The sequence below is a fragment of the Actinomadura sp. 21ATH genome, from assembly GCF_041951345.1.
Classification (GTDB): domain Bacteria; phylum Actinomycetota; class Actinomycetes; order Streptosporangiales; family Streptosporangiaceae; genus Spirillospora.
Genome location: NZ_JBGNUR010000017.1, coordinates 50,750 through 71,721, shown reverse-complemented (window position 1 = coordinate 71,721; position 20,972 = coordinate 50,750). Strand labels below are relative to the sequence as shown.

Annotated in this window: 19 protein-coding genes; 16 read left to right on the top strand and 3 right to left on the bottom strand. The window is 72.5% G+C overall.

What is annotated here, in order from left to right; genetic code table 11:
* Nucleotides 1-102: 102 nt before the first annotated feature.
* The 14 genes from ACA361_RS34060 to ACA361_RS33995 all read left to right on the top strand — a co-directional run bounded on the left by ACA361_RS34060 (nucleotide 103) and on the right by ACA361_RS33995 (nucleotide 15,330).
* On the top strand, nucleotides 103-864 hold the full coding sequence (locus tag ACA361_RS34060) for an SDR family NAD(P)-dependent oxidoreductase (protein ID WP_375018962.1): 762 nt from the start codon (nucleotides 103-105) through the stop codon (nucleotides 862-864).
* 97 nt (nucleotides 865-961) lie between these two features.
* Nucleotides 962-2,374 (top strand): ABC transporter substrate-binding protein, encoded by a 1,413-nt coding sequence (locus ACA361_RS34055; protein WP_375018960.1) that lies wholly within the window; start codon nucleotides 962-964, stop codon nucleotides 2,372-2,374.
* 28 nt (nucleotides 2,375-2,402) lie between these two features.
* Nucleotides 2,403-4,652: an ABC transporter permease gene (locus tag ACA361_RS34050; protein ID WP_375018958.1), complete on the top strand. Its 2,250-nt coding sequence runs from the start codon at nucleotides 2,403-2,405 to the stop codon at nucleotides 4,650-4,652.
* Nucleotides 4,639-5,388 (top strand): ABC transporter ATP-binding protein, encoded by a 750-nt coding sequence (locus ACA361_RS34045; protein WP_375018956.1) that lies wholly within the window; start codon nucleotides 4,639-4,641, stop codon nucleotides 5,386-5,388. Before ACA361_RS34050 ends, ACA361_RS34045 begins: the two co-directional genes overlap by 14 nt.
* The gene (locus tag ACA361_RS34040; protein ID WP_375018954.1) at nucleotides 5,385-6,197 is read left to right on the top strand and encodes an ABC transporter ATP-binding protein; all 813 of its coding nucleotides are present in this window, start codon (nucleotides 5,385-5,387) and stop codon (nucleotides 6,195-6,197) included. Before ACA361_RS34045 ends, ACA361_RS34040 begins: the two co-directional genes overlap by 4 nt.
* Nucleotides 6,198-6,201: 4 nt before the next feature.
* Complete coding sequence (locus ACA361_RS34035) at nucleotides 6,202-6,555, top strand: hypothetical protein (RefSeq protein WP_375018952.1); 354 nt, start codon at nucleotides 6,202-6,204, stop codon at nucleotides 6,553-6,555.
* A 122-nt stretch (nucleotides 6,556-6,677) separates the two neighbouring features.
* The gene (locus tag ACA361_RS34030) at nucleotides 6,678-7,874 is read left to right on the top strand and encodes an NADH:flavin oxidoreductase (protein WP_375018950.1); all 1,197 of its coding nucleotides are present in this window, start codon (nucleotides 6,678-6,680) and stop codon (nucleotides 7,872-7,874) included.
* Between the two features lie 32 nt (nucleotides 7,875-7,906).
* Nucleotides 7,907-9,574: an AMP-binding protein gene (locus ACA361_RS34025; RefSeq protein WP_375018948.1), complete on the top strand. Its 1,668-nt coding sequence runs from the start codon at nucleotides 7,907-7,909 to the stop codon at nucleotides 9,572-9,574.
* Nucleotides 9,575-9,608: 34 nt separating this feature from the next.
* Nucleotides 9,609-10,775: an acyl-CoA dehydrogenase family protein gene (locus ACA361_RS34020; RefSeq protein ID WP_375018947.1), complete on the top strand. Its 1,167-nt coding sequence runs from the start codon at nucleotides 9,609-9,611 to the stop codon at nucleotides 10,773-10,775.
* A complete protein-coding gene (locus ACA361_RS34015; protein WP_375018945.1) occupies nucleotides 10,772-11,776 on the top strand; it encodes a bifunctional MaoC family dehydratase N-terminal/OB-fold nucleic acid binding domain-containing protein in 1,005 nt (334 codons plus the stop codon). The genes ACA361_RS34020 and ACA361_RS34015 overlap by 4 nt, the downstream gene beginning before the upstream one ends.
* A complete protein-coding gene (locus ACA361_RS34010) occupies nucleotides 11,776-12,903 on the top strand; it encodes an acyl-CoA dehydrogenase family protein (RefSeq protein WP_375018943.1) in 1,128 nt (375 codons plus the stop codon). Before ACA361_RS34015 ends, ACA361_RS34010 begins: the two co-directional genes overlap by 1 nt.
* Nucleotides 12,900-13,337 (top strand): MaoC family dehydratase, encoded by a 438-nt coding sequence (locus ACA361_RS34005; RefSeq protein WP_375018941.1) that lies wholly within the window; start codon nucleotides 12,900-12,902, stop codon nucleotides 13,335-13,337. The genes ACA361_RS34010 and ACA361_RS34005 overlap by 4 nt, the downstream gene beginning before the upstream one ends.
* Complete coding sequence (locus ACA361_RS34000; protein WP_375018940.1) at nucleotides 13,334-14,512, top strand: lipid-transfer protein; 1,179 nt, start codon at nucleotides 13,334-13,336, stop codon at nucleotides 14,510-14,512. The genes ACA361_RS34005 and ACA361_RS34000 overlap by 4 nt, the downstream gene beginning before the upstream one ends.
* On the top strand, nucleotides 14,509-15,330 hold the full coding sequence (locus ACA361_RS33995) for a MaoC/PaaZ C-terminal domain-containing protein (protein ID WP_375018938.1): 822 nt from the start codon (nucleotides 14,509-14,511) through the stop codon (nucleotides 15,328-15,330). Before ACA361_RS34000 ends, ACA361_RS33995 begins: the two co-directional genes overlap by 4 nt.
* On the opposite strand, the gene ACA361_RS33990 is transcribed toward ACA361_RS33995, so the two are convergent.
* Entirely contained in the window at nucleotides 15,314-16,078 is a 765-nt protein-coding gene (locus ACA361_RS33990; RefSeq protein WP_375019100.1) for an SDR family oxidoreductase, read from the bottom strand. The two genes, ACA361_RS33995 and ACA361_RS33990, sit on opposite strands and share 17 nt — an antisense overlap.
* A 148-nt stretch (nucleotides 16,079-16,226) precedes the next feature.
* On the opposite strand from ACA361_RS33990, the gene ACA361_RS33985 reads away from it, so the two are divergent.
* Nucleotides 16,227-17,798 (top strand): FadD3 family acyl-CoA ligase, encoded by a 1,572-nt coding sequence (locus tag ACA361_RS33985; protein WP_375018937.1) that lies wholly within the window; start codon nucleotides 16,227-16,229, stop codon nucleotides 17,796-17,798.
* A gap of 79 nt (nucleotides 17,799-17,877) precedes the next feature.
* Here ACA361_RS33985 and ACA361_RS33980 read toward each other — a convergent pair whose 3' ends face one another.
* Complete coding sequence (locus tag ACA361_RS33980; RefSeq protein ID WP_375018935.1) at nucleotides 17,878-18,873, bottom strand: acyl-CoA dehydrogenase family protein; 996 nt, start codon at nucleotides 18,871-18,873, stop codon at nucleotides 17,878-17,880.
* Complete coding sequence (locus ACA361_RS33975) at nucleotides 18,870-20,000, bottom strand: acyl-CoA dehydrogenase family protein (RefSeq protein ID WP_375018934.1); 1,131 nt, start codon at nucleotides 19,998-20,000, stop codon at nucleotides 18,870-18,872. Before ACA361_RS33975 ends, ACA361_RS33980 begins: the two co-directional genes overlap by 4 nt.
* 187 nt (nucleotides 20,001-20,187) lie before the next feature.
* Here ACA361_RS33975 and ACA361_RS33970 point away from each other — a divergent pair, with 187 nt between their 5' ends.
* A complete protein-coding gene (locus ACA361_RS33970; protein WP_375018932.1) occupies nucleotides 20,188-20,970 on the top strand; it encodes a 2-keto-4-pentenoate hydratase in 783 nt (260 codons plus the stop codon).
* Nucleotides 20,971-20,972: the final 2 nt, after the last annotated feature.

Below are 20,972 nucleotides of genomic sequence, written 5' to 3'. Positions count from 1 at the left end.
GCAGGTCACATCACCATGGGCGTTCACCGGGACGGATCACCGGCCGCCCACCCATCCACGCACGTCATCCGCGTATTCGCGCGCGCCAACACCGGGAGAAGCATGGGATTCCTCGACGACAAGGTCGCGATCGTCACCGGCGCCGGGCAGGGCGTCGGGCAGGGCATCGCGCTCGCGCTCGCGGACGAGGGCGCGGCCGTCGCCGTCCTCGGCCGTACGGAGGCCAAGCTGACCGCCACCTGCGAACTGATCGCCGAGCGGGGCGGCACGGCCGTGCCGTTCGCCTGCGACGTGTCGGAGCTGGAGGCGGTCCCCGGCCTGGTTGACGAGATCGCCGGCCGGCTCGGCGGGATCGACGTCCTGGTGAACAACGCCTACTACGGGAAGTACGGCCCGCTGCTGTCGATGAGCGACTCCGACTTCCAGAAGGGGTTCCGGACCGGCCCGTTCGCCGCGTTCGCGTTCATGAAGGCGTGCCACCCGCACATGAAGGAGCGCGGCGGCGGCCACATCGTCAACCTCGTCACCTCCGCCATGGTCCGCTGGGACCCCACCACGTACGGCGCGTACGCGGCGGCCAAGCAGGCGCTGCGCTCGCTGACCCGTACCGCGGCGGCCGAGTGGGGGCCCGACGGGATCCGCGCCAACTCCATCGCCCCGCACGCCCTGTCTCCCGGGCTGAAGTGGTGGGCGGAGACCAACCCGGAGGCGGCCGAGGAGTTCCGCAAGACGATCCCGCTCGGCTACATCGGCGACTGCGAGGAGGACATCGGCAAGGCCGTCGCCGCGCTCGTCTCGCCGGCCATGCGCTACCTGACCGGCGCCACCGTGCCGCTCGACGGCGGGCAGGCGTTCTTCGGATGACCCGGGCCGCGGAGGCATCCCGGCCCGCGCCCCCCGCCAGCTCATTTCCACCCCCACCACGCCGCCGGGCGGCGGCCGGTGAAAGGAGTACGACCGGATGAAGGTCGACAAGACAGGGCGCCTCGCCGCGGGCGCGCTGGCCCTCGCGCTGTTCTCGACGGCGTGCGCGGCCGAGCGTTCCGGCACCGTCGGGCTGCCCGACCAGCAGGGCGGCGGCGGGAACGCGGCCGCGGGCGGGAGCAGGACGTTCGGGACGCTGCCCTCGCCGTGCGGCAAGGGCGACGCCAAGGGCGCCACCGACCAGGGGATCACCGACAAGGAGATCACCATCGGCTTCGGCGACGACCGCGGCTTCCCGCAGGCCCCGGGCCTGTCCAAGGAGATGGGCGACGCCGTCAAGGCGATGATCGACTGGTGCAACGAGCAGGGCGGCATCAACGGCCGCAAGATCAAGGGCAACCAGTACGACGCGGCGATGACGCAGTCGGTGAAGGTCATGCAGCAGTCCTGCAAGCAGGACTTCATGATGGTGGGCCAGGGCTTCGCGATGGACGAGGCCGCCGAGCAGTACCGGGTCGGCTGCAGGCTGCCCACGGTCGCGGGCTTCGCCATCGGCCCGAACGTGACGATGGGCCCGATGAAGTACGAGGCCCTCCCGTACCCGGTGGACCTGCTCAACATCGGCGGGATCAAGATCGGGAAGGACAGGTTCCCGGCGTTCAAGGACAAGGGCGACCTGCTGCTGTCCACCTCGCCCGCGGTCACCACCGGCACCAACAAGATCGCCGCCGCGATGAAGAAGAGCGGGGTCGAACCGCTGAACTGCGGCGTCCGGCTGAACGACAAGGGCGAGAGCAACTACATGCCGTTCGCCCAGAAGATCAAGGAGTGCGGCGCCGAGGTGCTGTGGACCTCCGACTCGCCCGACCCCGGCCAGTTCAGCCTGCTGGAGTCGATCGAGCGGGCCGGCCTGAAGCCGAACTACCTGTTCGAGGCGACCTGGTACAGCAGCGCGGTGTCGGGCTGGAACAAGGCCGGTGCCGGTGACAACATCCACATCGGGATGATGTTCCAGCCGTTCGAGAACGCGGCCAAGGTGCCGGCGGTCAAGCAGTACATGGACCTGGTGAACGCCCAGAAGGGCAAGGTCGCGCTGCTCGGCATGCAGGCCACCTCCTCGTTCCTGCTGTGGGCGCAGTCGGCCCAGAAGTGCGGCTCCGACCTCACCCGGCAGTGCGTGATCAACGAGCTGTCGAAGGTGCACGAGTGGACCGGCGGCGGGCTGCACGCGCCGTCCGACCCGGGCAACAACAAGCCGGCCTCCTGCGCGTTGATGGTGAAGCTCAACGGGAGCAAGTACGAGCAGGTCCACCCGAAGAACGCCGGCGAGTTCGAGTGCGGCGCGGACTTCGTGATCGAGACCGACCCGAAGACCTGGGGCACGAAGCTGAACGGCGACCGGATCGCCACGACGTTCCTGACCGACGACATCATCAAGCCCCAGTCCTGACCGCCGCGGCGGCGACCAAAGGCGCGATATGACGACATTCCTGACGTACACGATCCTCGGGCTCGTCCTGGGCGCGGTGTACTCCATCGCGGCGTCCGGGCTGGTCCTGACCTACAACACCTCGGGCATCTTCAACTTCGCGCACGGCGCGCAGGCCATGTTCGGAACGTTCCTTTTCTGGCAGTTCACCAAGGGCTGGGGCTGGCCGGTATGGCTCGCCGCCGTCGTGGTGATCGGCGTGGTGGGACCGGCCATGGGCGCGGCGCTGCACGCGGTGATCATGAAGGGGCTGCGCGACACCGCCGACGTCACGAAGATCATCGTGACCGTGGCGGTGATGCTCGGCGCGGTCTACCTGGCGCACTGGGCCTGGAACCCGGACGAGACCCGCACCGTCGACATGTTCTTCGGCGCGGACGCCAAGCTGACCGTGGCCGGGGTCGTGATCCGGTACCACGAGATCGTCTGCCTGGTCGCCGCCGTGGCCATCGCCGTCGGGCTGAGGGTGCTCTTCACCCGCAGCCGGATGGGCGTGGTGATGCGCGGCTCCGTGGACGACCCCGACCTGCTCCGGCTCAACGGCCACGACCCCGAGCGCGCGGCCATGCTGTCCTGGGCGCTCGGCTCCACCCTCGCGGTGATCGCCGGCGTGCTGGTGGTCCCGATCAGCGGCGGCGCGCTGGAGGCCAACGCGCTGACGCTGCTGGTGATCGACGCGTTCGCGGCGGCGATGTTCGGCCGGCTGCGCAGCATCCCGCGCACCTTCGTGGGCGCGATGGTGCTGGGCCTGGCCGCCACGTACGTGCTGGCCTACCTGCCCTCGGCGGGCACGCTGACCGGCAACCTGCGGGTCTCGCTGCCCATGATCATCCTGTTCGTGGTGCTGGTGGTGCTGCCGCAGGACCGGCTGCGCGGGGCCGCGATCCGGACCCGCGAGCGCTACCGGGCCCCGACCGTGCGGTCGGCGGCGGTCTGGGGCGCGGTGCTGGTCGGCGTCGTGTTCCTCTACAGCCTGCTGCTGGAGGACTCCGGCGTCACCACGCTGGCCCTCGGCATGACCTTCGCGATCATCGCGCTCTCGCTCACCGTCCTCACCGGGTACGCGGGCGAGCTGAACCTGGCCCCGCTGTCGTTCGGCGCGATCGCCACGATCGTCGCGTTCCACTTCGGGATCCAGGGCACCGGGCTGGACGCCCGGCTGAACGTCCAGGGCGTGCTGCTCGCGGTCGCGTTCACCGCCCTGGTCGGCGGGCTGGTGGCGCTCCCGGCGCTGCGCCTGCGCGGGCTCTACCTGGCGCTGGCGACCATGGCGTTCGGTGTCTTCCTGTCCAACATGGTGCTGCGCGACACCACCGAGCACGAGCTGTTCGGGATGAAGTTCACGATCTTCCCGGACGGCGCGCTGGTCGTGCCGCCGCTGAAGATCGGCCCGCTCGACCTGCGGAACGGCACCACCGCCCTGATGACCGCGACCGTGCTGTTCGCGGTGCTGGCCGTCGGGATCGCGGCGCTGCGCAACAGCGGCTACGGGCGGCGGCTGGCCGCCATGAAGGACAGCCCGGCCGCCTCGGCGATGCTCGGCCAGAACCTGGTCCGGCTGAAGCTCAGCGTCTTCATGATCTCCGCGGCGATCGCCGGGCTCGGCGGCGTGCTGATGTCGTCGGCCACCGGCTCGGTCGCCCAGGAGACCTTCATCATCACCGCCAGCCTGGGCCTGGTGATGATGACCGTGGTCGCCGGCATCGGCTACATCAGCGGCGCCCTGATCGGCGGCCTGATGATCGGCGTCGGCGCGCACGTGCTGGTCGGCACGTTCACCGACCTGGCGCTGGAGCACGAGGCGGCGGCGCCGATCTACACCGCGCTCGGCAACCTGGTGCTGGTCGCGACCGCCCTGGTCGGGATGGGCGTCGGGAAGAACCCCAGCGGCTTCGTCCACGACATCGTCGAGTCCTACCGGGGGCTGCGCGCGGCCAAGCCCGTCCTGTACGGCGGCGCCGCGCTCGGCGTGCTGCTGTACGCGCTGGCGCTGGCGGACGTGATCGGCGCCTGGACGTTCGCCATCGCCGCCCTCTGCGTGATCATGCTGCTGCCCGTCGTCGGGCGGATGGTCCTGGAGGAGGGCCGCCGCCGCGCGACGCCGCTGGCGCTGGTGGGCGTGGACGAGCCGTACACCGACGAGCTGCGCGCCCGCCTCGACCGCGAGCTCGGCCTGCCCGTCACGCACCGGCCCGTGCCGATCCCGGCGACGAAGGGAGAGGCCAGTGTCACCGCTTGAGACGCCCATTCTCGAAACACGGGGCATCGTCGTCCGCTTCGGCGGCAACACCGCCGTGAACGACGTGAGCCTCACCGTGGCCGAGGGGCAGATCACCGGCCTCATCGGTCCGAACGGCGCCGGCAAGACGACGATGTTCAACACGATGACCGGCCTGCAGAAGCCCGACTCCGGCCGGGTGCTGCTGGACGGCGCCGACATCACCCGGCTGTCCCCGGCCAAGCGCGCCCGGAAGGGCATGGCGCGCACGTTCCAGCGGCTGGAGCTGTTCCTGTCGCTGTCGGTGCGCGACAACGTCCGGGTGGCCGGCGACATCCTCAGGACGACGACCCGCAAGCGCTTCGACCTGGACGCGCGGACCGACGAGATCCTCGAACGGACCGGGCTCGCCGACATTGCGGACCGCGACGTGTCGGACATCCCGATCGGCCGCGCCCGCGTCGTCGAGGTGGCCCGCGCGCTGATGACCTCGCCGCGCGTGCTGCTGCTGGACGAGCCCGCCTCCGGCCAGACCGAGGCCGAGACCGAGGCGTTCGCGGAGATGCTCACCGGACTGGCGGCGGAGGGCCTGGCGATCTGCCTGGTCGAGCACGACCTGCCGCTGGTCATGAGGCTGTGCGCGACGATCCACGTCCTCGACTACGGCGCCCTGATCGCCTCCGGCAGCCCCCAGGAGGTCCAGGAGTCCCCCGAGGTCATCGCCGCCTACATCGGAACAGCGGAGGCCGCGTCATGACGAAGCGAACCGAGATCAAGGGGGTCGAGGGGGCGAAGCCCCCAGCGGGGGGCGCGGGGGGCGCCCGCCTCGGGTGCGGGGGGAGTGGGGGGTCGCCCCCCCACACGGAAGCAGAGCCGCTGCTCGAACTGGCCGGGATCAGGGCCGGGTACGGCGCCATCGAGGTTCTGCACGGCGTGGACCTGGCGCTGCGGCCCGGCTCGCTGCTGGCGCTGCTCGGCCCGAACGGCGGCGGCAAGTCCACCACGATGAAGGTCTGCGCCGGCCTCATGCCCGCGACCGGCGGGGAGCTGCGGTACGCGGGCCGCGCGGTGAACGGGGTCTCGGCGCAGGAGGCCGCCCGGCTGGGCGTGTGCTCCGTTCCCGAGGGCCGCGGGATCTTCCCGAACCTGACCGTGCGGGAGAACCTGTGGGCCGCGACCGGCACCGGGGCGCGGCTGGAGGACCTGGAGGAGAAGGCGTACGCGCGGTTCCCGGTCCTCGGCGAGCGGCGCACCCAGCTCGCCGGCTCGATGTCCGGCGGCGAGCAGCAGATGCTCGCCCTGGCCCGGGCCCTCGGCACCGATCCGGCGGTGCTGCTGCTCGACGAGCTGTCCATGGGGCTGGCGCCGATGATCGTCAGCCGGATGTACGAGACGGTCGCCGAACTGGTCGAGGGCGGCCTGTCGGTGCTGGTCGCCGAGCAGTTCGCCCGGGCGGTGCTGCCGATCGCCGACACCGCCGCGCTGATGCTGAACGGGCGCGTGGTGGCGGCCGGCGACCCGGACGCGATCGAGGACCGGCTGTCCAGCGACTATCTAGGAGGTTGACGGGATGCTGACCGAGGAACGGCGCGCGCGGTTCAAGGACGACGTGGCGCGGCAGAAGCTGAAGACCGACCAGGGCAAGTACGACGGCGCGCTGCGCGTCGCCGGCGTGCTGCTCATGATCACCGGCGTGGTGGGCGCGTTCGTCTGCTACAACAACTCGCTCGCGCAGGACGACCTGCGCAACGTCGGCTCGTTCCAGGTGATGGCCACCGCGTGGGCGGCCGTCACCGTGATGGGCGCCGCGCTCTACCTGGCCGCCGCGGTGGCCCGCGTGCTGCGGCTGTGGCTGCTGCGCCAGCTGGTGGAGTCGCAGCAGCAGGCCGACCGGCTGGCCGCCGCCCTGGAGGGCAGGCCCTAGCCCGAGGGGCCCGTCAGCCCCCGAAACTCCCGATCAGCGGGATGGCCGGCATGTCGGCCATCCCGCTGTTTTAGCGTCGAGGCCGCCACCCGTTCGGGTGTGCCAACGGAAGGACCCCACACGTGACCGAGTCGACCCGTACCCGAAACGCCCCCGATGTCTTCGCGCCCGCGAAGCTCGGGCCGGTGACGCTGCGCAACCGCGTCATCAAGGCCGCCACGTACGAGGGGCTCAGCAGGAAGAGCCTGGTCACCGACGAGCTGATCGACTTCCATGTCCGGCACGCGGCCGGCGGGGTCGGCATGACGACGGTGGCGTACTGCGCGGTGGCGCCGGAGGGGCGCACCGACCGGCGGCAGCTCCAGTGGACCGACGAGTCGCTGCCCGGCATGCGGCGGCTGACCGAGGCCGTGCACGCCGAGGGCGCCGCGGTGTCGGCGCAGATCGGGCACGCCGGGCCGGTCGCCAACCCCAAGTCGAACGGCCTGCCCGCGCTCGCGCCGGGCCGCTTCTTCCACAAGACCACGACGAGCTTCACCAGGGCCGCCACCCACGACGACCTGCGCCGCATCGTCAAGCGGCACGGCGTCGCCGGGAAGATGGCGATCGAGGCGGGCTTCGACGCCGTCGAGATCCACTTCGGCCACAACTACCTGGCCAGCTCGTTCCTCAGCCCGAAGATCAACCGCCGCAAGGACGAGTACGGCGGCTCGCTGGAGAACCGCGCCCGCTTCGCCCGCGACATCGCCCGCGAGGTCCGGGACCGGGTCGGCGACCGGATCGCGATCCTCGCCAAGCTGAACATGGACGACGGCGTGCCCGGCGGCTTCTGGCTGGACGAGGCGATCCAGGTCGTCAGGTGGCTGGAGGAGGACGGCTCCGTCGACGCCCTGGAGCTCACCGCCGGCAGCTCCCTGCACAACCCCATGTACCTGTTCAAGGGCGACGCCCCGCTGCGCGAGTTCGCCGGGGTCATGCCGCAGCCGGTGAAGCTCGGCGTGCAGCTGTTCGGCAAGCACGTGCTGAAGAGCTACCCGTACGAGGACGCCTACCTCCTCAACGACGCCAGGCAGGTCCGCGCGGAGACGAAGCTGCCGCTGGTGCTGCTCGGCGGCATCACCAACAAGCGGACGATGGACCTCGCCATGGAGGAGGGCTTCCAGTACGTGGCGATGGCGCGGGCGCTGCTCCGCGAGCCCGACCTGATCAACCGGCTCCAGCAGGACCCGGACATCGAGTCGCTGTGCATCCACTGCAACAAGTGCATGGTCGCGATCTACGGCGGCACCCGCTGCGTGCTCGTCCCGCAGCCGGCCTGACGCGCGCCCGGGAAGCAGAGGGGAGGGCGAGAGTGCGCAACGAGACGATCGCGGATCTGCTGCTCGCGAGGGCCGGCGACGGCCATCCCGGGCTGCGCGACCGCGAGCGGACCTGGACCTGGGACGAGGTCGTCCGGGAGAGCGCCGCGCGCGCGGACCTGGCCCGCGAGCTGCGGCGCGACGGGCCGTTCCACATCGGCGTGCTGCTGGACAACGTGCCCGAGTACGTCCTGTGGCTGGGCGCGGCGGCGCTGTGCGGCGCGACGATCGTGGGGATCAACTCCACCCGGCGCGGCGCGTACCTGGAGCAGGAGGTCCGGCACACCGACCTCCAGCTGCTGGTCACCGACGCGGCCGGCGCGAAGCTGCTGGACGGCCTCGACATCGGCGTCCCCCGCGACCGCTTCCTGCTGATCGACGACGGGTCGTACCCGGAGCGGGTGGCCCGGCACGCGCTCGCCCCCGGCCGGGTCCCCGAACGCGACCCCGAGATCACGCCGGAGACGCAGTTCCTCCTCCTCTTCACCTCCGGGACGACCGGCGCGTCCAAGGCGGCGCGCTGCTCCCAGGGCCGGCTCGCCGAGCTGGCCCGTGACAACAGCGCCAAGTACGGCCACTCGCGCGAGGACGTCGCGTACTGCCCGATGCCGCTGTTCCACGGGAACGCGCTGATGGCGCTGTGGGCGCCGATGCTGTCGCTGGGCGCGACGATCTGCCTGACGCCGAAGTTCTCGGCGTCCGGGTTCATGGACGACGTCCGCTTCTACGGCGCGACCTTCTTCACCTACGTGGGCAAGGCGATCGCGTACGTCCTGGCGCAGCCGGAGAGGCCGGGCGAGGGCGACAACACGCTCACGCACGCGTTCGGGACGGAGGCGTCGCCGGGCGACAAGAAGGAGTTCCTGCGCCGCTTCGGCTGCCCGCTCGTCGAGGGGTACGGCTCCAGCGAGGGCGCCGGCATGATCAGGCTGTCGAGGGACGCGCCGCCGAGCGCGTTCGGCGTCCCCGCCCACGACGGGGTGCGGATCGTCAATCCGGAGACCCGGGAGACGTGCGCGCCCGCCGTCCTGGACGAGCACGGCCGGGTCGCCAACCCGGAGGAGGCGATCGGCGAGATCGTCGACGTGCACGGCGCCGCCCGGTTCGAGGGCTACTACAAGAACCCCGAGGCCGACGCCGAGCGCGTCCGGCACGGCTGGTACTGGACCGGCGACCTCGGCTACCTCGACGGCGCCGGCTTCCTCTACTTCGCGGGCCGGTCCGGCGACTGGATCCGGGTCGACTCGGAGAACATCTCCGCGCTGCTGACCCAGGACGTCCTGCGCCGGCACGGCAAGGTCCTGGACGCGGTCGCGTTCGGCGTCCCGGACCCGCGCTCGGGCGACCAGGTGATGGCCGCCCTGGAGATCCCCGAGGGGGTCGGCTTCGACGACCTCGGCCTGCCCGCCTTCCTGGCGGAGCAGGCGGACCTCGGCACCAAGGGCACCCCGCGCTTCGTCCGCGTCTCGCACGGCCTGCCGACGACCGGGTCCGGCAAGCTGAGCAAGAAGCAGCTCCAGCTCGAAGGCTGGCGGTGCGACGACCCGGTCTACCGGTGGGCCGGCCGGGGCGCCCCCGCGTACACGCTGATGACCGAGGAGGACAAGGCGGCGCTGCGCGAGGAGTTCGCGGCGAACGGCCGCCTGCGCTTCCTGCCGTGACCTCCCCGCCCCGCTGAACACAGAAAGGGCCTCCATGGATCTGCGAGAGTCCGCGGCGCATCAGGAGTTGCGCGCGGAACTTCGGGCCTATTTCGCCGAACTGCTGCCGCCCGACGTCCGCCGCCGCGCCGGCGAGGAGGGCGTCGGCGGCGACCACTTCCGCGAGATCGTCAAGATGCTCGGCAAGGACGGCTGGCTCGGCTACGGCTGGCCGGTCGAGTACGGCGGCCAGGGCCGGTCGATCGCCGACCAGTACGTGTTCTTCGACGAGGTGCAGCGGGCCGGGCTGCCGTTCCCGTTCGTCACCGTGAACACCGTCGGCCCGACGCTGATGAGGTACGGGACCGAGGAGCAGAAGAAGCGGTTCCTGCCGGGGATCCTGGCCGGCGACATCGTCTTCGCGATCGGGTACACCGAGCCGGACGCCGGCACCGACCTGGCCTCGCTGCGCACCCGCGCGGTCCGCGACGGCGACCGGTACGTGATCGACGGCAGCAAGATCTTCACCAGCGGCGCCAACACCGCCGACCACATCTGGCTCGCCGCCCGCACCGACCCGGACGCCCCCAAGCACAAGGGCATCTCGATCATCACGGTGCCGACCGACGCCGAGGGCTTCTCCTGGAGCCCGATCCAGTGCGTCGGCGGGATGGTGGTCACCGCCACGTACTACAGCGGCGTCCGCGTCCCGGCGGACAACGTGATCGGCGAGGTCGACGGCGGCTGGCGGCTCATCACCACGCAGCTCAACCACGAGCGGATCGGGCTGGCCGCGCTGGGCGGCCGCATGATCAAGCTGTGGGAGGACGTCGTGGACTGGGCCCGCGAGAACGGCGTCATCGACCTGCCGTGGGTGCGCCAGGACCTCGCCCGCACGTACGCCAAGCTGGAGGCGATGCGGCTGCTCAACTGGAAGATGACCGCCACCGTCCAGGCGACCGGCGAGCTGTCCGGCGCGCAGGCGGGCGCGACCAAGACGTACGGGACCGAGACGCACATCGAGGTGCAGCGCACGCTCACCGGCATCCTCGGCGCGGCCGGGCGGATCCGGCCGGAGTCGCCGGGCGCGGTCCTGTACGGGCAGATCGAGCAGCTGTCCCGGCAGGGCATCGTCAACACCTTCGGCGGCGGCGTCAACGAGGTGCTCCGCGACATGGTCGCCACCCAGGGACTGGGCATGCCCCGGGCGAGGCGGTCATGACCGAGGCGGCGCCCGGAACGGGCCGGGACATGGACTACGAGAGCAGGCTGAAGGCGTTCGAGGGCCGCGAGCTGGTCGCGCCGCGCCCCGGCCAGGACCCGGTGAACGTGCCGATGATCCGGCACTGGGTCGAGGCGATGGAGGACGCGAACCCCGTCTACCTGGACGAGGACGCGGCCCGCGCCACCGGCCGCGACGGGATCGTGGCGCCCGCGTCGATGGCGCAGGCGTGGACGATGCGCGGGTACGCGGCGTCCGTCCGGCCGGACGAGGGGACCAGGACGGTCGGCGACGAGCTGACCGACGTGCTCGCCGAGGGCGGCTACACCTCGGTCGTGGCGACGGACTCCGACTTCGAGTTCCACCGCGAGCTGGTGCCGGGCGACCACATCAGCGTCCAGGAGGTCGTGGAGTCGATCTCCCCGGAGAAGAAGACCGGGCTGGGCCTGGGCCGGTTCGTGACGACGGTCCGGACGTACCGCGACCAGGACGGCGAGGTCGTCGCCACCCAGCACTGGCGGCTGCTGCGGTTCAAGCCGAAGCCTCCGGAGGAGGCGGCGGAGAAGGCGAAGGAGCAGGAGAAGCCGAAGGCGCTGCGGCCGCGGCCGGCGATCAACCCGGACAACGCGTTCTGGTTCGAGGCCGCCAAGGAGCACCGGCTGGTGATCCAGCGCTGCTCGGCCTGCGAGACGCCCCGGCACCCGCCGGGCCCGGCCTGCCCGCACTGCGGGTCGTTCGAGTGGGAGGCCGTCGAGGCCGGCGGCCGCGGCCACGTCTACACGTACGTGGTCAACCACCACCCGCGGCACCCGGCGTTCGACTTCCCGCACGTGGTCGCGGTGGTCGAGCTGGCCGAGGGCACCCGGCTCATCACCAACCTGATCGGCATCGAACCCGCGGACGTCGAGATCGGCATGCCGGTCGTCCTGGACTGGCTCGACGCGGACCCCGAACTCACGCTTCCGGTGTTCCGGCCGGACACCGGGCAGGAGGAGCGCTGATGGACTTCACGCTTGGCGAGGAACTGGAGGCGGTCCGCGACCTGGCGCGGCGGATCCTCACCGACCGCACCGCGCACGAGCGGCTGCGCGAGGTGGAGGCGAGCGCCGACCGGGTCGACGAGGCCCTGTGGCGCGAGCTGGCGCGGGCGGGCCTGCTCGGCGTCGCGCTCCCGGAGGACGCCGGCGGCGCGGGGCTCGGCGTCCCGGCGCTGGGCGTGCTGCTGGAGGAGCAGGGCCGGCACGTCGCGCCCGTTCCGCTGTGGCCCGCGCTGGTGGGCGCGCTCGCGCTGGCCTCGTACGGGACGGACGCGCAGCGCGAGGACCTGCTGCCCGCGCTGGTGGACGGCTCGGCGCGGATCACCGTGGCGCTGGAGGAGTTCGGCCCGCAGGACCCGGCCGAACCCCGTACCGCGGCGGTGCCGGACGGCGGCGACCGCTGGCGGCTGACCGGCGTCAAGGCCGCCGTCCCGAGCCCGGCCGGGGCGGGGCACGTGCTGGTCTCGGCGCGCCGCGAGGACGGCCGCACCGGGCTGTTCCTGGTCGAGTCGAGCGCGTCCGGCGCGAGCTGGGAGCGCACGGAGACGACCAGCCGCGACATGGCCGGCAACCTGACGCTCGACGGCGCGCCCGCCCGGGAGGTCCCCGGCGAGGGCGCCGCGGCCGGGACGGTCGACCTGGCCAGGATCGCGCTGGCCGCCGTGCAGGTGGGCGTCGCGGACGGCGCGCTCGGGCTGTCGGCGTCGTACCTGCGGGAGCGCGAGCAGTTCGGGCGCCCGCTGGGATCGTTCCAGGCGGTGCTGCACCAGCTGGCCGACTGCTACATCGAGATCGAGGCGATGCGGGTCTGCGTGTGGCAGGCGATCTCGTCGGTCGGCGCGGACGGGCGGGCCGACTCCTCGGCCGTGCTGGTCGCCAAGTGGTGGGCCGGCGAGGGCGGGCTGAACGTCGTCCACCGCGCCCAGCACCTGCACGGCGGCATCGGCGTGGACGTCGACTACCCGGTGCACCGCTTCTTCCTGTGGGGCAAGCAGATCTCCGGGACGCTCGGCGGCGCCTCGTCCGACCTGGCCCGCCTCGGCGACCGGATCGCGGACGGCCGCGCCGTCGAGGGGAGCGTGGCGTCGTGACCGTCGTTCCCGCGACCCGGCGGTACGAGGACGTGGCGGTCGGGGACGCGCTCCCCGAGCTGGAGATCCCGCTGACCCGTACCCTCATCGTGGCCACGGCCCTGGCCAGCCGCGACTACCAGGACGTCCACCACGACCCCGGGCTGGCCCAGGAGCGCGGCTCCAGGGACGTCTTCATGAACATCCTGACCAGCAACGGGCTGGTCGACCGCTACGTCACCGGCTGGGCCGGGCCCGCCGCCGTGGTGAAGCGCATCAAGATCAGGCTGGGCGCCCCCAACTACCCGGGTGACACGATGGTGCTGACCGGGACCGTGACGGCCAAGGACGACGACGCCCGCCGGGTCGAGATCGAGATCCGCGGCGTCAACGCGATCGGCCCGCACGTGACCGGCACCGTGGCCCTAGTACTCCCGGAAGGGAATGATCAGTGAGCGGCGTGCTCCCCGGCGCGGCGGCGATCGCCGGCATCGGCGCCACCGAGTTCTCCAAGGACTCCGGCCGCAGCGAGCTGCGGCTGGCCTGCGAGGCGGTGCTGGCGGCGATCACCGACGCCGGGCTCGAACCGTCCGACGTGGACGGGATGGTGACGTTCACCGCCGACACCAGCTCCGAGATCCACATCGCCCGCAACCTGGGCATCGGCGAGCTGAAGTTCTTCTCCCGGATCGGGCACGGCGGCGGCGCCGCCTGCGCCACCGTCCAGCAGGCGGCGATGGCCGTCGCGACCGGGATCGCCGACGTGGTGGTCTGCTACCGGGCGTTCAACGAGCGGTCCGGGACGCGGTACGGGCTGGGCCAGGCCGACCGGCCGATGGACGTCAGCGCCGACCGCGCCGCGTACTCCTGGATGACCCCGTACGGGCTGTCGACGCCCGCGCAGTGGGTCGGGATGTTCGCGCAGCGGTACCTGCACGAGTACAAGGCCACGACCGAGGACTTCGGCCGCGTCGCCGTCGTGGACCGCAAGCACGCCGCGACCAACCCGAACGCGTGGTTCTACGAGCGGCCGATCACCCTGGAGGACCACCAGGCGTCGCGCTGGATCGCCGAGCCGCTGCGCCTGCTGGACTGCTGCCAGGAGAGCGACGGCGGCCAGGCGCTCGTCGTGGTGTCCGCCGAGCGGGCCCGCGACCTGCCGCACCCGCCCGCGCTGATCTGGGGCGCCGCGCAGGGCTCGGGCAACGACCAGCACATGATGACCAGCTACTACCGGCCGGAGATCAGCGGGATCCCGGAGATGGGCCTGGTCGGGCGGCAGCTGTACGCGCAGAGCGGCCTCACCCCGGCCGACATCGGCGCCGCGATCCTGTACGACCACTTCACCCCGCTCGTCCTGCCGCAGCTGGAGGAGCTGGGCTTCTGCGCCCGCGGCGAGGCGAAGGACTTCATCGCCGACGGGCATCTGGAGATCGGCGGGCGGCTGCCGTTCAACACCAACGGCGGCCAGCTCGGCGAGGCGTACATCCACGGGATGAACGGCATCGCCGAGGGCGTGCGGCTGGTCCGCGGCACCTCGGTGAACCAGCCCGGCGAGATCGGCAGCGTGCTGGTCACCGCCGGGACGGGCGTCCCGACCAGCGGGCTGATCCTGGGGGTCGACCGATGACCCCGGCGGGGGAGTGGAAGGGGCGCGACCTCGGCACCCGCACGGTCGCGTACGAGGACCGCGACGCGATCCTGTACGCGCTCGCGGTCGGCGCGCGGGCGACGGACCTGGACCTGGTGTTCGAGGAGCGGATGCAGGTCCTGCCGACGTTCGCGCTGACGCTGGCGCAGTGGGCGCCGGACGCGCTCGGCTCGGCCGGGGCGTTCGACGTCACGACCGCCGTGCACGGCTCGCAGCGGCTCCGCGTCCGGGAGCCGCTCCCGGTGTCGGGGGAGCTGGAGCTGTCGGCGCGGGTCGCGGAGGTCTGGGACAAGGGGCGTGCCGCGATCTTCGAGGTCGCGGTCGAGTGCGCCTACTTCGAGGCGGTCTGGTCGCTGTTCGCGCCCGGGTGCGGCGGCTTCGGCGGGGAGCGCGGGCCGTCGTCCGGGAAGCGGCCGGAGAGCGCCCCCGACCTCAAGATCGCCGTGCCGACCGCGCCCGACCAGGCGGCGCTCTACCGGCTGCTCGGCGACCGGCACCACATGCACATCGACCCGGAGGCGGCGAAGGCGGCGGGGATGCCCCGGCCGTTCATGCACGGCCTGTGCACGCTGGCCGCGGTCACGCTGCCGCTGGCCCGCGAGCTGGGCGCTGATCCGGCCGCCCTGCTGGAGCTGGACGGCCGGTTCGCCTCCCCGGTCTTCCCCGGCGACGCGCTGGACGTCGCCGCCTGGCGGGACGGGGACCCCGTACTGGGGGAGACGGTGCTGTTCGAGGCCGCCGTGGGGGACACGACGGTCATCTCGGGCGGCCGGGCGCGGTTCAGCCCTTCTGCTTGACGACGTAGCGGGCGGGGACCTCGCCACCGCCGTGGACGGCGAGGTCCGCGCCCGTCACGTACGACGCCAGGTCCCCGGCCAGGTACAGGCAGGCGTTCGCCACGTCCTGCGGGTCGGCCATCCGCTCCATCGGGATCAGCGCGCTGGTCGCCGCGCCGCCGTCCGTCCCGTAGTTGTGCGCGGCGGCCTCGGTCAGCACCAGGCCGGTGGTGATGTGGTTGATCCGCACCTTCGGCGCCCACTCCAGCGCCAGCGCCTTCGTGAACGCCAGCAGGCCCGCCTTGGCCGCGGTGTACGCGGCGGTGCCCGGCTGCGGGTCGACGGCCGACACGCTGCCGATGTTGATGATCGACCCGCCGGTCTCCTGCGCCTGCATGATCCTGTTGGCGGGCTGCGCCACGTAGAACGGCGCCAGCAGGTTGAGCTGCACGATCCGCTCCACGAACCGCGGTGAGACGGTGGCCGAGTCGGCGTCCGGGGAGCCGCCGGCGTTGTTGACCAGCACGTCCAGCCGGCCGCCCAGCAGTCCGGCGGCCCGCTCCACCATCTCCGCCGCCGCGTTCGCGTCCCGGATGTCGGCGGCGATGAAGTGCGCCTCGCGGCCGCCCACGGACGGCGGCGCCTCGGGCTCGTTCCGGGCGGACACCGCGACCTCGGCGCCCGCCGCCAGGAACGCCCGCGCGATCACCGCGCCGATGCCCTTCGTGCCGCCGGTGACGAGCACCGCCCGTCCGCTGAGGTCCACCACCGTGTTCAACGCGTCTCCTACGTGCAGCTTCGGCGTACAACGACCAGCGCCGCGACCCTAAGCGCAGTCGGCCCCGCCGCGGGCGGCGAGTACCGGTCACCGGGACGGTCTACCCAGCGGGGTGCGGCGCGGTCCACCATGGTCACTTATGAGCGAGCAGGAGCTGACGATCCCGCGGGTGCTGGCCCGCGCCGCCACCGCCGACCCGGGCGCGGAGGCGGTCGTGGACGGCGCCGTCCGGGTGACGTACGCGGAGCTGCGCGAGCGCGTGCGCGAGGTGGTGGCGGCGTTCGCCGCCGCCGGTATCCGGCCGGGGGACCGCATCGCGATCTGGGCCCCCAACAGCCTGCGGTGGATCGTGACCGCCATCGGCGCGGCGTGCGCCGGCGCGGCCATGGTCCCGCTCAACACCCGCTACAAGGGCGAGGAGGCCCGCGCGCCGCTGGCCAGGTCCGGCGCCCGGACGCTGTTCGTGGTGGACGGCTTCCTCGGCATCGACTACCCGGCCCTGCTCGGCCTGGACCCGGCGACGGGCGCCGTCCCCGGGCTGCCGGACCTGGAGGCCGTGGTCACGTTCAACGGCGCCGCGCGGCCGGGCGTGACGGCCTGGGAGTCCTTCCTCGAACGGGGCGCCGAGGTGCCCGTCGAGGACGTGGCCGCGCGGATGGCCGCCGTCCGGCCGGACGACATCGCCGACATCCTGTTCACGTCGGGCAGCACGGGCGTGCCGAAGGGCGTCCTGTCCACGCACGAGCAGAACATCCGCACGTTCGAGGCGTGGGCCGGGCGCACCGGGCTGCGGCGCGGCGACCGGTACCTGATCGTCAACCCGATGTTCCACAGCTTCGGGTACAAGGCCGGCGTGCTCGCCTGCATGCTGAGGGGCGCCACGATGGTGCTCCAGGACGTCTTCCAGGCCGAGGAGACGCTGCGGCTGGCCGAGGCCGAGCGGATCAACGTGCTGCCCGGGCCGCCGACGATCTACACCTCGCTGCTGGAGTCGCCGGACCGCGCCAAGCGCGACCTGTCGTCGCTGCGGCTGGCCGTCACCGGCGCCGCCGACGTGCCGATCGCGCTGGTACGCCGGATGCGCGAGATGTTCCCGCAGGTCGTCACCGCGTACGGGCTGACCGAGTCGACCGGCACCGTCACCGTCTGCTCGGTGGACGACGATGACGAGGTCATCGCGAACACCTCGGGCCACGCCATCGAGAACGTCGAGGTCGTCGTGGTCGACGGCGAGGGCGAGCCGGTCCCGGCGGGCACCGACGGCGAGATCCACGTGCGCGGCTACAACGTGATGCGCGGCTACCTGGACGACCCGGCCGCCACCGCCGAGGCGATCAAGGACGGCTGGCTGGTCACCGGCGACCGCGGCCGGCTGGACGAGCGGGGCAACCTGACGATCACAGGCCGGTCCAAGGAGATGTTCACCGTCGGCGGCTTCAACGTCTACCCGGCCGAGATCGAGAACGTGCTCGCCCGGCACGACGCCGTGCTGGAGTCGGGCGTCACCGGCGTCCCGGACGAGCGGCTGGGCGAGGTCGCGCGCGCGTACGTCCGCGTCCGCGCGGGCCGTACCGCCACCGCCGACGAGCTGATCGACCACTGCCGGGAGCGGCTGGCCAACTTCAAGGTCCCCCGGGAGATCGTCTTCGTGGACGACCTGCCGAAGAGCGCCGCCGGCAAGGTCCAGCGCGCCGCCCTGAAAGACCTGTAACCCCTGGTCGACTCGTGGCGTGTTCCCCTCCAGCCCGCGGGCTGGAGGGCAACACGCCACGAGTCAACGGGGAGGGGCGTCAGAGGGCGGCGGCCACGCGGGCGCGGTGCTCGGGCCTGGTGCCCCAGGCCGAGGTCAGGGCGCGGGCCTTGCGGATCCACAGGGACGGGTCGTACTCATCGGTGTAGCCGATGGCGCCGTGCACCTGGAGGGCGACCTTCGCCGCCTTGTACGAGGCGTCCGACGCGGCGACCTTGGCGGCCGACACGTCCCGCGCGAACTCCGGCGTCCCGTACGCCAGCGCCGCGCCGAACAGCAGCGGCCGGGCGAACTCCAGCTCGACCAGCACGCCCGCGAGATGGTGCTTGATCGCCTGGAACTCGCCGATGGGGCGGCCGAACTGCTTGCGGGTCTTGGCGTACTCGACCGACACGTCCAGCAGGGCGCGGCCGATGCCGATCTGCTGGGCGGCGCACATGAGGACGCCGAAGTCGTACGCCGCCCCGGCGGCCGCGCGGGCCGCGTCCCCTTCGGCGAGCGCCTTCCCAGGCGTGACGCGGAACAGCCGCCGCGCCGGGTCCAGCGGCTCGGCGACGGGGCGCGCCTCGGCCGTCCCCTCGCGCACGGTGCCGTCCGCCCCGTCCGCGACCAGGACCAGGCCGGCGGCGGCCGCGTCCAGCGCGTACGGGACGGACGGCGGCAGCGCCAGCGAGACCAGCGCCTCGCCCGCGGCGATCCTCGGCAGCCACTCGGCGCCCGTGTCGCAACTCGGGCCGGCCTTCGCCAGCAGCTCGGCGGCGGCCAGCGTCTCCACGATCGGCCCGGGGACGGCGTGCTTCCCGAGCACCTCCATCGCGGTGACCAGCTCGACGGGGAGCGGCCCGGCGCCGCCGTGCTCCTCCGGCACGGCCAGCGCGAACACCCCGGCCTCGGCGACCGACGACCACAGCGCCAGGCCGGGGCCGGTCTCGCCGCCGCCCCAGACGCGGATCGCCTCCGCCGAGCCCGCCTGGGCCAGCAGCTTGTGCAGGGTCTCGCCGAACAGCTTCTGCTCGGCGTCCAGGACGAACCTCACCGTGCCCCCCTCGGCAGGCCGAGCAGCCGCTCGGCGATCACGTTCAGCTGGATCTCGTTGGTGCCGGCGTAGATCGGGCCGGCCAGCGAGAACACGTAGCCCTCCAGCCAGGCCGAGTCGAGCTCGCCGTCCGGGCCGAGCAGGTCGAGCGCGGTCTCGTGCAGCGCCACGTCCAGCTCCGACCAGAACACCTTGTTGAGGCTGGCCTCCGCGCCGATGTCGTCGGTACGGGAGATCGTCTCGAAGCCCTTGAGCCGGTACGCGCGGGACCGGATCCAGGCGTCGGCGACGCGGTCGCGCAGCGCGGTGTCGGACGGCTCGGCCCGCTCCCGCCACAGCGCGGCCAGCCGTTCGGAGGCGGCCGTGAACCGGCCCGGGCTGCGCAGCGTGAGGCCGCGCTCGTTGCCGGCCGTCGCCATCGCGACGCGCCAGCCCTGCCCGGCCTCGCCGATGACGTCCGCGTCGGGGACGAACACGTCGTCCAGGAACAGCTCGGCGAACGCCGGCTTGCCGTCCAGCCGGCCGATGGGCCGTACGGTGACGCCCTCCGCGTCCAGCGGGAACATCAGGTACGTCAGGCCCTTGTGGCGCTCGGAGTCCGGGTCGGAGCGGAAGATGCCGAAGCCGCGGTCGGCGAACGCCGCGCGCGAGCTCCACGTCTTCTGCCCGTTCAGGAGCCAGCCGCCGTCGGTGCGGGTCGCGGTGGCGCGCAGCGCGGCCAGGTCGCTGCCCGCGCCCGGCTCCGACCACGCCTGCGCCCAGATGACCTCGCCGGCCGCCATGGGGGGCAGGACGCGTTCGAGCTGCTCGGGCGTGCCGTGCTTGAACAGCGTGGGGGCCAGCAGGTTGATGCCGTTCTGGCTGACCCGGCCGGGCGCCTCGGCGGCGTAGTACTCCTCCTCGAACACCAGCCATTGCAGCGGGGACGCGCCGCGCCCGCCGTACCGCTCCGGCCACGAGATCACCGACAGCCGGGCCTCGCCCAGCGTCCGCTCCCAGTCCCGGTGCGCCGCGAAGCCCTCCTCGGTCTCCAGCGACGGCAGCGGCTCGGCGGGGACGTGCTCGCGCAGCCATGCCCGAACCTCGGCCCGCAGCTCCCGCTCGGCCGGCCCGAACTCAAGATCCATCCTGTGCCCGCCTTCTCTGACGCAGCCTTCTTTCTAACAACTGTTTGGTAGAGTAACCGAGACGGCGCGGGAGAGACCCCGGCAGGGTCCCGTTCAGTGGACACCGGCGGGCCTCCAGGGCCACCCCGCTCCCGGCCAGTGGGATTGGAAGCGGCGTTTCCCGGCGGGCGTCCGTAGCGTCGCTGCCATGCTGACCGAGGAACGGCGCCGCGAAGCCGCCGACCGCCTGTGGGCCGCGGAGCTGGAACGGCGGCCGATCGACCCGCTCATCGAGACCTACCCGGGCATCGACGTCGTCGACGCGTACGAGATCCAGCTGCTCAACATCCGCCGCAGGCTCGCGGCCGGCGGCGCGGTCAAGGGGCACAAGGTCGGGCTGTCGTCCAAGGCGATGCAGCAGATGATGGGCGTGGACGAGCCCGACTACGGCCACCTGCTGGCCGACATGGAGCTGCGCGAGGACGAGCCGGTGCTCGCGAGCGAGTACTGCCGCCCCCGGGTCGAGGTCGAGGTCGGCTTCGTGCTGGGCGCCGACCTGCCCGGCGAGGACTGCACCGAGGCCGACGTGCTGGCCGCCACCGAACGCGTCGTCCCGTCCCTGGAACTGATCGACAGCCGGATCGCGGACTGGCGGATCAAGCTGGCCGACACCATCGCCGACAACGCCTCCTCGGCCGGCTTCGTGATCGGCGAGGGGCGTTCCCCGGCGGGCCTGGACCTCAAGGCGATCGACGCGACGCTGTACCGGGCGGGCGAGACGGTCGTGTCCGGCCGCTCCGACGCGGTGCTGGGCGACCCCGTCATCGCCGTCGCCTGGCTGGCCCGCAAGGTCGCCTCGTTCGGCGTCCGGCTCCAGGCGGGGCACGTCGTGCTGCCCGGCTCCTGCACCCGCGCGATCGACGTGGCGGCCGGTGAGACCTACACCGCCGACTTCACCGGGCTCGGCTCGGTCTCGCTGACCTTCAAGTGACC